10 protein-coding genes and 1 tRNA gene are annotated in these 12,298 nt (G+C 67.6%); 3 read left to right on the plus strand and 8 right to left on the minus strand.

All coding sequences use genetic code 11. From position 1 onward, the window contains the following. Nucleotides 1–10: 10 nt before the first annotated feature. On the minus strand, nt 11–1,174 hold the full coding sequence (gene dinB / locus WJ12_RS10815; RefSeq protein ID WP_059562040.1) for a DNA polymerase IV: 1,164 nt from the start codon (nt 1,172–1,174) through the stop codon (nt 11–13). 137 nt (nt 1,175–1,311) lie between these two features. Here dinB and WJ12_RS10820 point away from each other — a divergent pair, with 137 nt between their 5' ends. Beyond that, complete coding sequence (locus WJ12_RS10820) at nt 1,312–2,004, plus strand: aspartate/glutamate racemase family protein (RefSeq protein ID WP_059562043.1); 693 nt, start codon at nt 1,312–1,314, stop codon at nt 2,002–2,004. 116 nt (nt 2,005–2,120) lie between these two features. Here the strand turns inward: WJ12_RS10820 and WJ12_RS10825 are convergent. Then, nucleotides 2,121–2,197, minus strand: a tRNA-Met gene (locus WJ12_RS10825). Nucleotides 2,198–2,380: 183 nt separating this feature from the next. Here WJ12_RS10825 and xth point away from each other — a divergent pair. Further along, nucleotides 2,381–3,157 (plus strand): exodeoxyribonuclease III, encoded by a 777-nt coding sequence (gene xth / locus WJ12_RS10830; RefSeq protein ID WP_034188957.1) that lies wholly within the window; start codon nt 2,381–2,383, stop codon nt 3,155–3,157. 21 nt (nt 3,158–3,178) lie between these two features. Here the strand turns inward: xth and WJ12_RS10835 are convergent, their stop codons facing one another. The 4 genes from WJ12_RS10835 to glnA all read right to left on the minus strand — a co-directional run bounded on the left by WJ12_RS10835 (nt 3,179) and on the right by glnA (nt 9,651). Further along, nucleotides 3,179–5,287, minus strand: coding sequence for a prolyl oligopeptidase family serine peptidase (locus WJ12_RS10835; protein ID WP_059562045.1), 2,109 nt, complete (start codon nt 5,285–5,287; stop codon nt 3,179–3,181). An 89-nt stretch (nt 5,288–5,376) separates the two neighbouring features. Then, nucleotides 5,377–6,885: a nitrogen regulation protein NR(I) gene (ntrC, locus tag WJ12_RS10840; RefSeq protein WP_059562047.1), complete on the minus strand. Its 1,509-nt coding sequence runs from the start codon at nt 6,883–6,885 to the stop codon at nt 5,377–5,379. A gap of 46 nt (nt 6,886–6,931) precedes the next feature. Beyond that, nucleotides 6,932–8,074 carry a nitrogen regulation protein NR(II) gene (glnL, locus tag WJ12_RS10845; protein ID WP_034188960.1) on the minus strand — a complete coding sequence of 381 codons (1,143 nt, stop codon included), beginning with the start codon at nt 8,072–8,074 and terminating at the stop codon, nt 6,932–6,934. Nucleotides 8,075–8,235: 161 nt separating this feature from the next. Further along, nucleotides 8,236–9,651, minus strand: coding sequence for a type I glutamate--ammonia ligase (glnA, locus tag WJ12_RS10850; RefSeq protein WP_017331833.1), 1,416 nt, complete (start codon nt 9,649–9,651; stop codon nt 8,236–8,238). 404 nt (nt 9,652–10,055) lie between these two features. On the opposite strand from glnA, the gene WJ12_RS10855 reads away from it, so the two are divergent. Then, nucleotides 10,056–10,520 (plus strand): rhodanese-like domain-containing protein, encoded by a 465-nt coding sequence (locus WJ12_RS10855; protein WP_006478364.1) that lies wholly within the window; start codon nt 10,056–10,058, stop codon nt 10,518–10,520. Between the two features lie 112 nt (nt 10,521–10,632). On the opposite strand, the gene WJ12_RS10860 is transcribed toward WJ12_RS10855, so the two are convergent. After that, nucleotides 10,633–11,448 carry a competence/damage-inducible protein A gene (locus WJ12_RS10860; RefSeq protein WP_049034902.1) on the minus strand — a complete coding sequence of 272 codons (816 nt, stop codon included), beginning with the start codon at nt 11,446–11,448 and terminating at the stop codon, nt 10,633–10,635. Further along, on the minus strand, nt 11,445–12,272 hold the full coding sequence (locus tag WJ12_RS10865; protein WP_034188962.1) for an EI24 domain-containing protein: 828 nt from the start codon (nt 12,270–12,272) through the stop codon (nt 11,445–11,447). The genes WJ12_RS10860 and WJ12_RS10865 overlap by 4 nt, the downstream gene beginning before the upstream one ends. Between the last annotated feature and the right edge of the window lie 26 nt (nt 12,273–12,298).

Raw genomic sequence — 12,298 nt, forward strand, 5'->3', positions numbered from 1 at the left:
GTGCCTTTTTTCATGGCGCGGGCGCTTCGTCGTCGAACAGCGAGAACTGCCCGTGACGCTCGGCCGTGTCCTCGTCGATGCGCACGCCGACGCCGAGCAGCCGTACGGCCTGCGCGCGCCGCTGCAGCCCCTTCGCGAGCAGCGTGACGGCCGTCTCCGCATGCGTCGCGTCGGCCACGCATTCGACCGTCGTGCGCTGGAAATCGGCGAAGCGGATCTTCACGTACAGCTTGCGGATCGACCGCGCGGCGCCAGCGCGCGCGATCCGCGCGTCGAGCTGCACGACGAGGCGGCGAATCTCGTCCGCGCATTGCTCGAGCGTCGTCAGGTCGGTCACGTAGGTCGTCTCGACGCTGACCGACTTGCGCTCCTGGTCGGCCTGCACGGGCCGCTCGTCGATGCCGCGCGACAGTTCGTACAGCCGCCGCCCGAATGCGCCGAACTCGCGATGCAGGTCGATCAGCGGCCAGTCGCGCAACTGCGCGCAGGTCTGGATGCCGAGCCGGTCGAGCCGCGTGGCCGTCACCTTGCCGACGCCGTGCAGCTTGCGCACCGGCAGCGCCGCGACGAACGCGTCGATCTCGTGCGGCCGCACGACGAACAAGCCGTCCGGCTTGTTCCAGTCCGACGCGATCTTCGCGATGAACTTGTTCGGCGCGACGCCGGCCGACACGGTCACGCCGACCGTGTCGAACACGCGCTGGCGGATCTCGCGCGCGATCAGCGTCGCACTGCCCTGGCACCGCTCGGACCCGCTGACGTCGAGGTACGCCTCGTCGAGCGACAGCGGCTCGACGTCGGGCGTGTAGTCGCGATAGATCGCCATGATCTGCCGCGACGCCGCGCGGTATTTGTCCATCGCGGACGGCAGGATCAGCAGGTCCGGGCACTTGCGCATCGCGAGCGCCGACGACATCGCCGAATGCACGCCATAGCGCCGCGCCTCGTAGTTGCAGGTCGCGATCACGCCGCGCTGGTCGGGCCGGCCGCCGACCGCGAGCGGCCGGTTGCGCAGCGACGGATCGTCGCGCATCTCGACCGACGCGTAGAAACAGTCGCAGTCGCAGTGAATGATCTTGCGCATGCGCGGCAGCGCGTCGCCCGGTGGCGGCACGTGCGGATCGACAGGCGGGATGGTGGTCGGGTTCACGGTGCCGATACTGTACAAAAACACAGTGCCGGTTTCAACTGTCGCGTGCGGCCGCGCCCGGCTGCGCCGTACCGGCCCGCTTTGCGCGGATCGTACCGGCCGCGCGCCGGCAGCGACGCCTATACTCGTCTGCCGCGACACACCAAACGAGAAGGTGACGGATGAAGACGATCGGATTGATCGGCGGCATGAGCTGGGAATCGTCGGCCGAGTACTACCGGATGATCAACCGGCATTCGAAGGCGCTGCATGGCGGCCACCACAACGCGAAAAGCGTGCTGGTCACGGTCGACTTCGCGGAAATCGAAGCGCTGCAGCGCACGCACGACTGGGCGGCGCTCGGCGAACGGATGGCCGACGCGGCGCGCCAGCTCGAAGCGGCCGGCGCCGATCTCGTCGTGCTGACGACCAATACGATGCATCGCGTGCACGACGCGATCGAAGCCGCGGTGAAGCTGCCGTTCCTGCACATTGCCGATCCGACCGGCAGCGCGCTGCGCGACGCGGGCGTCGAGCGCGTCGCGCTGCTCGGCACGCGCTACACGATGGAGTTGCCGTTCTATGCGGAGCGGCTGCGCGACAAATTCGGGATGGACGTGCTCGTGCCGGACGAACGCGGGCGCGACGACGTGCACCGGATCATCTACGACGAGCTGTGCCACGGCATCGTCGCGGCGAAATCGCGCGCGACCTACGTGTCGATCATCGAGGCACTGGCGCGGCGCGGCGCGCAGGCCGTGATTCTCGGCTGCACGGAAATCACGCTGCTGATCGGCGCGGACGATTCGCCGCTGCCGGTGTTCGACACGACCGCGCTGCATGCGAAGGCGGCCGTGGAGTGGGCGGCGCGGTAACCACGACAACCGCGCCGGCGATATCGCACGCGGAAAACAAAAAACCCGGCACGGGGCCGGGTTCCTGTCGACGAAGCGCGCATCGGTCACTTGCGCTGCACATCGTCTGGTGTGCTTGGTTGCGGGGGTAGGATTTGAACCTACGACCTTCGGGTTATGAGCCCGACGAGCTGCCAGACTGCTCCACCCCGCGTCAGAGAAATAAATTATAGGGTGATGAAGTACTCACGTCAACACTTTTGTCACAAATTCTTCTCTCGTCTTCCAGACGGCGTGGCCCGCGCCCTGCTCCGCGTCGCGTTTCGCGCGCGTTCGCCCCGCATGCTCGCGGTAAGATGGCGGCCTTCGCATTCACGCCGCACACATACTCCCGTTCATGAAAATCGCCACCTGGAACGTCAACTCGCTCAACGTCCGCAAGCAGCATGTGCTCGACTGGCTCGCGCAAAGCGGCACCGACGTACTGTGCCTGCAGGAACTGAAGCTGCCTGACGAGAAATTCCCGCGCGCCGATCTCGAGGCGATCGGCTATCGCAGCTGGTTCACGGGCCAGAAGACCTACAACGGCGTCGCGATCCTCGCGCGCGCGTCGCTCGCCGTCGACGAATCGGACATCGTGCGCAACATCCCCGGCTTCGACGATCCGCAGCAGCGCGTGGTCGCCGCGACGGTCGACGGCGTGCGCATCGTGTCCGCGTACTTCCCGAACGGCCAGGCGCCCGACTCCGACAAGTTCGTCTACAAGATGCAATGGCTCGACGCGCTGCAGGCGTGGCTGCGCACCGAGCTGCAGCGCTACCCGAAGCTCGCGCTGCTCGGCGACTACAACATCGCGCCGGAAGACCGCGACGTGCACGATCCCGCGAAATGGGAAGGCCAGAACCTCGTGTCGCCGCAGGAGCGCGCGCACTTCGCGCAACTGATCGAGCTCGGCTTCGTCGATGCGTTCCGCCGCTTCGAGCAGCCCGAGAAAACCTTCACGTGGTGGGACTACCGGATGATGGCGTTCCGCCGCAACGCCGGGCTGCGCATCGACCACATCCTGCTGTCGCCGGCGCTCGCGGAAACCTGCACGTCGTGCGAGGTCGATCGTACGCCGCGCACGTGGGAACAACCGTCCGACCACACGCCCGTCGTCGCGGTCGTCGGCTGATCGTCCCATCCGCCCGCGCGCTCAGTGCCGCGCGGGCGCCGGCCCGAGATGGGCCCACAGGAAGCCGAACTCGGCCGCATCGGCCTCCGCACGCTCCAGATCGTCGGCGCTGCCGTGGCCGCCGTCGGTGTTCTCCCAATACCACACCCGTTCGTGACCGAGCGCCTGCATGCGCGCGGCCATCTTGCGCGCATGCGCGGGATGCACGCGGTCGTCGCGCGTCGACGTCGTCAGCAGCAGCGGCGGATACGTGACGCCTTCGCGCACGCGGTGATACGGCGAATACGCGGCCAGCGCCGCGCCCGCGCGCGGATCGTCGGGGTCGCCGTATTCGTCGAGCCATGCAGCGCCCGCGTGCAGCTTCGGATAGCGCTGCATGTCGAGCAGCGGCACGCGGCACAGCACCGCGCCGAACAGCTCCGGCCGCTGCATCATGCACGCGGCGACCAGCAATCCGCCGTTGCTGCCGCCCTCGATCCCGAGCTGCGCGGCCGTCGTCACGCCGGTCGCGGCCAGATCCTCGGCCACCGCGATGAAATCGTCGAATGAACGCTGCCGATGTTCGCGCTGCGCGTCGACGTGCCAGCGCGGCCCGAACTCGCCGCCGCCGCGGATATGCGCGAACGCCATCACGCCGCCGCGTTCGAGCCACCCGATGCCGAACGCGTCGCTGTAGCCCGGCAGGTTCGGGATCGCAAAGCCGCCGTAGCCCGACAGCAAACACGGCCGCGCGACGCGCGCGGCGCCGTCGGCCGGATCGAGCGCATCGCGCGGCCCGATCAGCGTGTACGGCACCATCGTGCCGTCCCGCGAGCGCGCGCTCGCGCGGCGCACGACGAGCCCGGCCGCCTCGAACTGCACCGGCGGCCGGTCGAGCAGCACACGGCGCGACGGCGCATCGTCCGCCCGATCGGCAAGATCGGCCAGCCAGCATTCGGGCGGATCGAGATAGGTGTCGACGTCGACGTACACCTCGTCGTTCAGCGTCGCCTCGACGGGTTCGACGTCGATCTGCGCATCGCCCGTCCACTCGAACGGCCGCGCGTCCCATGTCCACGTGCTGTCGTCGGCCTGTCGAGGCTGCCACAGCATCGTCCGGTTGTGCACGTCGTCGAGCCAGCTCGCGATCAGCATCGTGCGCGTGTGCGTCCACGTGCACGCGGATGTGGTCGGCCGCGGCGCGAACAGCGTCGTGAATGCGCGCGACCCGGCCAGGAACGCCTGCTCGCGGATCGCGAGCAGCGAGCCGCCCGCATGGCGCACGCCGTCGCAATCCCAGTCGAGGCGCGGCTCCAGCACGAGCCAGCCTTCCCAGAACCCGACCTCGACGTGCGTCGGCACGTCGTAGCGCGCCCACTCGCCGGCGTCGGTCAGCCAGTACGCATGCGCGTCGAAGAAGTCGACGCTGCGCCACGCGACGTGACGCCGATCGATCGGATCGCACCACGCCCCGGCGCTGATGTCGTCGGGTTCGCCGCTGAACACGACGGGCGCATCGGCGAGCGCCGTGCCGCGCACCCAGCGCCGCGCTTCGTACGGATAGCCGGCCGCGGTCGCATGCGCTTCGCCGCAATCCCAGCTCACGTAGACGGTGTCGCGGTCGATCCAGCCGACCGTGTGATGGCCCGGCTCGTCGATCGTGAAGCCGCCGTCGACGAAACGGCGTTCGACGAGATCGAATTCGCGCACGACGACCGCGTCGGCACCGCCCGGCGACAGCGACAGCAGCGCGCGATCGCCGTCCGGATACAGGATCGCATCCTGCTCGAACACCCACGACTCGCCCTCTTCGGCACCGAGCGCATCGACGTCGAGCAGCGTTTCCCACGCGGGCCGACCGGCACGCCAGTCGTCCCAGCGCGCGCGGCGCCACAGCCCCTTCGGATGGAGATCGTCCTGCCACAGGTCGTACGCCCAGTCGCGCCAGCGGGTCGGAATCACCGGGCGCTCACGCGGCAGATAGGCCTTGGCGAGACGCGCGGCCAGCGCGCGATACGCATCGTCGTCGCGCAGCGCGGCGCGCGTGCGCGCATTCTGCTCGTCGACCCACGTGCGGGCGCGCTTGCTGTCGAGCGCTTCGAGAAAACGGAACGGGTCGGCCCCGGCGGGCCAGCGGAAGGAATCGGACATTGAGGATCGGCGGAATGGCAAACGGCGTGCAAACCGCGATTATGTCCGATCGCGGCATGCGCGACGCGCGCGCATGCCGCGATTCGTGCTCAGGGCTCCAGGTGGAGTTCCTGGATCTTGCGCGTGATCGTGTTGCGGCCGATACCGAGGCGCTCCGCGGCCTCGACCTTGCGGCCCCGCGTGAAGTCGAGCGCCTCGCGGATCACGGCCGCCTCGAAACGGCGTGCGAGCTCGTCCATCACGTCGGCCGAATTCTCGCGCAACAGCCGCGCGACTTCGGTGCGCAGGCCATGCTCCCACAGCGGATAGCCGTTCGGCACGCTGCCGTTCGGCGCGGCCGCGACGGGCGCGCTCGCCGCCGGCGCCGCACCGAGCGCGGGCGGCACGGCCGGCGCGCTGCCGGGCGCATCCGCACCTTCGCCCGTCGCGACGACCGGCGCACCGGCCGGCACGAGATCGGGCGGCAGGTCCTTGATCTCGACCGTCTGCGCGGGCGCCATCACGGTCAGCCAGTTCGCGAGGTTCTCGAGCTGCCGAACATTGCCGGGAAACGGCAGCGACGTCAGGTACGCGAGCGCGTCGTCGGACACGCGCTTCGGCTCGACGCCGAGATCGCGTGCGCTCTTCTGCAAGAAGTGGCGCGTAAGCAGCGCGATGTCCTCGCTGCGTTCGCGCAGCGGCGGCAGGCGCAGCCGGATCACGTTGAGCCGGTGGTAAAGGTCCTCGCGGAACAACCCCTGCCGCACGCGCGATTCGAGATTCTGGTGGGTCGCGGCGATCACGCGCACGTTCGCGCGCAGCGGGTTGTGCCCGCCGACGCGGTAGAACTGCCCGTCCGACAGCACGCGCAGCAGGCGCGTCTGCAGGTCGAACGGCATATCGCCGATTTCGTCGAGGAACAGCGTGCCGTTCTCGGCCTGCTCGAAACGGCCCTGCCGTGTCGTCTGCGCGCCGGTGAACGCGCCGCGCTCGTGGCCGAACAGCTCGGATTCGAGCAGGTCCTTCGGAATCGCCGCGGTGTTCAGCGCGATGAACGGGCCGTTCGCGCGCGGGCTGTGGCGATGCAGCGCCCGGGCGACGAGCTCCTTGCCGGTGCCCGATTCGCCGGTGATCAGCACGGTCGCGGCCGAATGCGACAGGCGGCCGATCGCGCGGAACATGTCCTGCATCGCGGGCGCCTGGCCGAGCATCTCGGGCGCCTCGGCAACGCGCTCGTCCTGCGGCGCGCCGCCGCGCAGGCTTTCCTCCACCGCGCGGCGGATCAGCTCGACGGCCTTATCGACGTCGAACGGTTTCGCGAGATATTCGAACGCGCCGCCCTGGAACGCCGCGACGGCGCTATCGAGGTCGGAGAACGCCGTCATGATGATGACGGGCAAGCCCGGCAGCCGCTCGTGCATCGCCTGCAGCAGCTCGAGGCCCGAGCCGCCCGGCATCCGGATGTCGGACACGAGCACCTGCGGCGTCTCGTGGTCGAGCGCGGCCAGCGCATCGCGCACGTTCGCGAAGCTCTTCGTCGCGAAGCTGTCCCGGGCGAGTGCCTTTTCAAGCACCCAGCGGATCGATTGGTCGTCGTCTACTATCCAGATCGGCTTCATAGGTCGGTCAGGTATGGGTGAATCCGGTGAATCGCAATGTCGCCGCTCAATGGTCGAGCGGCAGCAGAATCTGAAATTCGGTACGTCCGGGCCGGCTTTCGACCTCGATCATCCCGTCGTGCTGCTGCACGAAAGTCTGCGCGAGCGTCAGGCCGAGACCACTGCCGTCTTCGCGCCCGGACACGAGCGGATAGAAAATGCGGTCGCGGATCTCGTCCGGAATGCCGGGCCCGTTGTCGATCACGTGCAAGTCCAGTGCCAGCCGGTACAGGCGCTTCGCGATCGTGATCTTGCGCGCGATGCGCGTGCGCAGCTCGATCTTCGCGTCGCCCTGCGCGATCCGCTCGCGCAGCGCCTGCGCCGCGTTGCGCACGATATTGAGCAGCGCCTGGATCAGTTGCTCCTTGTCGCCGCGCAGGTCCGGCACGCTCACGTCGTAGTCGCGCTCGATCGTGAGCCCGCGCGGAAACTCCGCGAGCATCACCGCGCGCACGCGTTCGCACACTTCGTGGATGTTCACGTCGCCGACGATGTGCGGATGCCGATGCGGCTCCAGCAACCGGTCGACGAGCGTCTGCAGGCGATCGGACTCCTTGATGATCACCTGCGTGTATTCGCGCAACTCGCCGCGCTCGCGCTCGCCCAGTTCGAATTCGAGCAGCTGGGCTGCGCCGCGAATGCCGCCGAGCGGATTCTTGATCTCGTGCGCGAGGTTGCGGATCAGCTGCTTGTTGACCGCGGTCAGGTCGTGGATGCGCTCTTCCCGGTCGGTACGCGACTGCCGTTCGTTCTCGAACAGCTCGACGAGCACGAAATCGGGCGCCGACTCGAGGAAGCCGACGATCGCATGCACATGCAGCGGTTCGCGGCCGGGCCGGTCGAGCACGGTATCGAGGTGCGTCGCGTGAAAGCGTTCCTCGCCGATCGCGGTGATCGTCGATGCCAGCTCGTTCGCGTTCGGAAAAATCTCGCCCCACGGCCGCTGCGCGAGCTGCCGGCGCGAGATGTCGAGCATCGCCTCCGCCGACGGGTTCGCGAACGCGATCCGCAGCGTCTTGCGGTCGAGCACGATCACGACCGTCGGCAGCGCTTCCAGCCCCGCCAGCAGGCCCGAACGCGCGAGCCGCTCGTCGTCCGTCAGTCGCTCGGGCTGCCCCGTTTTCGCCTTGATCAGATTCTTCAGAACCATCTGCGTGCTTGTCGCGCCTCACCGGGCCAGAAAATGAAAATCACCGGAACAAAAAAGGGACGGCTGGACGCCGTCCCCTTTCAGACTCCGCCGTTCCCGCCGCAGGCCGCGCGACGGGAACGAACCGGCAAAATGGCGCTGAATCGTCGCGCCATCGCCGATTAGAGCGAGTAGTACATCTCGAACTCGATCGGGTGCGTCGTCATGCGGAACTTCGCCAGCTCCTGCTCCTTCAGCGCGAGGTACGCGTCGATCATGCCGTCCGTGAACACGCCGCCGCGCGTCAGGAACTCGCGATCCTTGTCGAGCGCTTCGAGTGCCTGGTCGAGGCCCGCGCAGACGGTCGGGATCTTTGCATCCTCTTCCGGCGGCAGGTCGTACAGGTTCTTGTCCGCGGCTTCGCCCGGATGGATCTTGTTCTGGATCCCGTCGAGGCCGGCCATCATCAGCGCCGTGAAGCACAGGTACGGGTTCGCCATCGGATCCGGGAAGCGCGTTTCGATGCGGCGGCCCTTCGGGTTCGACACGTGCGGAATGCGGATCGATGCCGAACGGTTGCGTGCCGAGTAAGCGAGCTTGACCGGTGCTTCGAAGTGCGGGACCAGACGCTTGTACGAGTTCGTCGTCGGGTTCGTGATCGCGTTCAGTGCACGGGCGTGCTTGATGATGCCGCCGATGTAGAACAGCGCCAGTTCCGACAGGCCGGCGTAGCCGTTGCCCGCGAACAGGTTCTGGCCGTCCTTCCAGATCGACTGGTGAACGTGCATGCCCGAACCGTTGTCGCCGACGACCGGCTTCGGCATGAACGTCGCCGTCTTGCCGTACGAGTGCGCGACGTTGTGGATGATGTACTTCGACCATTGCGTCCAGTCGGCGCGCTGCACCAGCGTCGAGAACTTCGTGCCGATTTCGTTCTGGCCCTGGCCCGCCACTTCGTGGTGGTGCACTTCGACCGGGATACCGAGCTGTTCGAGCAGCAGGCACATTTCCGAACGCATGTCCTGGAACGTGTCGACCGGCGCGACCGGGAAGTAACCGCCCTTCGTGCCCGGACGGTGGCCCGTGTTGCCGCCTTCGAATTCCTTGCCGGCCGACCACGGTGCTTCTTCCGAGTTGATCTTCACGAAGCAGCCCGACATGTCCGTGTTCCACTGGACCGAGTCGAAAATGAAGAATTCCGGTTCCGGACCGAAGTAGGCCGTGTCGCCGATGCCCGTGCTCTTCAGGTACGCTTCGCCGCGCTTCGCGAGCGAACGCGGATCGCGCTCGTAGCCCTTGCCGTCTGCCGGCTCGACCACGTCGCAGGTCAGCACGAGGGTCGACTCTTCGTAGAACGGGTCGACGAAGGCCGCGCTCGGGTCCGGCATGAGCAGCATGTCCGACGCCTCGATGCCCTTCCAGCCCGCGATCGACGAACCGTCGAATGCATGGCCGCTTTCGAACTTGTCTTCGTCAAACGCCGAAACCGGCACCGACACGTGCTGTTCCTTGCCGCGCGTATCCGTGAAGCGGAAATCGACAAACTTGACGTCCTCGTCCTTCACGAGCTGCATGACGTCGGCGACGGTTTTACTCATAACCTCTTCTCCTGATTGAACAATTCCGGCGGACTGGGAACCGCCTCGTTTATCGAGCTGACCGGGGTCTTGCTTTAGCGCAGCGCGCCCCGATTCGACCGAATTCTATATAGCAGCATCCGTGCCAGCCATCGCAAAACCGACGTAAATCGCGCCGGAGCGCGTCGCGACGGGACCCGGCTGCGCAATTCCGGGGCCGGCCACCGCACCGGCGGCCGCGCAAACGCACCGAAACGGTGCAATCACGCCAGCGCGCCGTCGCGGCGGAATCATTCTGGTGCATGCACGCCATTCTGCACCCTTTTGGTGAGTGCGTGGCGGTGCATGTGCCTGTCGGTAGACGGGCGTTCGTACCGCGACGCCGCGCTAGAATGTTCGTTTGACCGATACGGAGACTCCCTGCCATGAGTACGCTCGACCAGCTTTACGCGAAGGCCGACGAACGCCGCGCACAAGGCGCGCTCAACTACGCCGGCGCGCTGCTGCCGGTCGAGGCATTCGAACTGCTGCAGCTCGACCCGTCCGCGCGCCTCGTCGACGTGCGCACGCGCGCCGAACTCGACTGGATCGGCCGCCCGCTCGTCGGCGACGGCCAGTACCTGCACCTCGAATGGACGCGCTACCCGGGCGGCGTGCCGAACGCCGAATTCGTCAACGAACTGAAGGCGGCCCTCCCGGCCGATACGCCGATCCTGTTCCTGTGCCGCAGCGCCGCGCGCTCGAAGCTCGCCGCGGTCGCGTCCGCGCAGGCCGGCTTCACGAAGGCGTTCGACCTGCTCGAAGGCTTCGAGGGCGCCAAGGACGCCGAAGGCCACCGCAAGACGGTCGACGGCTGGTGCTTCCGCAAACTGCCGTGGATCGGCGCCTGACGAAGCACGACGCTCGGCGGCGACAGCCTCATCGTCGAGCCGGGCGATGACATGCCGATGACGGGCCGCGTTGCGCGGCCCGTGCTTTTTTTGCGGCCGCGTGGCGGGCCGCTCAGGCGCGCGGCGTATCGGGCTCGACGACGTCGCCGCCGAGCAGGTGCACGCCTTCGCGCAGCTTCACGAACGCAGCCGCGACGGCTTCCGGCTCGCCCTTCACGCCGAGGTCGATGTGACGGCGCGCATAGATGCCACCGCGCTCCGCATCGCCGACGCTCGGCAGGCTGAACACGCGCACGCCCGGGAAATCGCGCTCGATGCGCTCCATCAGCGGCGTGAGCGTCGATTCCGGCAGCTCGAACACGTACAGCGAGCGCTCCGCGTGCGGCGTCGCGTGATGCAGGTGCGCGTACTTCGTGTCGAGCACCCATTCGATCATCGGCCAGGCCATCACCGGGAAACCCGGCACGAAGTGCAGGTCGCCGGCCGAAAAACCGGGAATGCGGTTATAGCCGTTCGGGATGATGGTCGCGCCCGCCGGGAACACGCCCATGTTGAAGCGGTGCTGGTTCTCCGGCGAATCGAAGTCGACCGGCGTGGCCGGATCGGTATGCGTTTCGCGGATCCGCTCCGAAATCAGCACCTTCGCTTCCGGATGCAGTTCGAGCGGCACGCCGAGCGCGGCGGCCGCGCACTGGCGCGTGTGGTCGTCCGGCGTCGCGCCGATTCCGCCCGTCGAGAACACGATGTCGCCCGACGCGATCGCACGCGCGAGCGTCGCCGTGATGCGCGCCGGATCGTCGCCGACGTATTCGGCCCAGTCGAGCGCGAGGCCGCGCGCGCCGAGCAGTTCGATGACCTTCGCCAGATGCTTGTCCTGCCGCCGGCCCGAAAGGATTTCGTCGCCGATGATGATGATGCCGATGCTCATGCCTGCCCCATGTCGATTGCGGTGGCGCGCGCACTCGCGCGCAGGTCCTCCAGCGCGCGCAGGCAGTAGTGCCCGAACCACAGCGCCGAGAAGACGAGGATGAAAGCGTAAACCCAGATCATGGCCGCCGCGACGAATGGAAACAGCACCATCATCCAGACCGACGACACCCATACGAAGGTCGGTACGGTGCCGAGCAGCCCGGTCGCGACGCCGATGCCGATCAGCGGCCAGCGGTGGCGGCGCACGAGCGCGCGGCGCTCGTCGCGGCTCGCGTGCAGCGCGAGCGCGTCGTAGGTCATCACGCGGTACGTGAGCCAGCCCCAGATCACCGGCGGCAGCAGCGCGAAGAACGGCGGGATCAGCCACAGCGGGATCGTGACGACGAGCAGCACGACGCCGACCAGCGCCGCGCCGAGCGAATTGAACACGCTGCCGAAAAAGGTACCGCCCCGCTTCGGCTCGAGCGCCGCGAACTGCCGGTTCGACAGGTGCTTGATCACGACCGGCATCGAGATCGTCGCGATCAGCAGCAGCACGGTCAGCACGATCAGCGGAATCGCGAGCGACACGACCACGAACGGCGCGACGACCGCGTGCAGCTGCGACATGCCGATCGCATCGAACGCGCGATACAGCGCGGCCGTCAGCACGAAGCCGTCGAGCGCGCCGCGCGCGAGATCCAGCAGCGTCTGCCACGAAAACCACAGCACGGCGCCCCACAGCAGCGCCGAGACGACGAACGGCATCAGGGTGAGCCACAGCATGCGCGGGTGCAGCGCGCTGGCGATCGCCCGGACGAAGGAGCGCAGCAAGTCGTTCATGCGAACCTGTATCGACGGAGAAAAAC

It is taken from the genome of Burkholderia seminalis (genome assembly GCF_001718535.1).
Lineage (GTDB): Bacteria > Pseudomonadota > Gammaproteobacteria > Burkholderiales > Burkholderiaceae > Burkholderia > Burkholderia seminalis.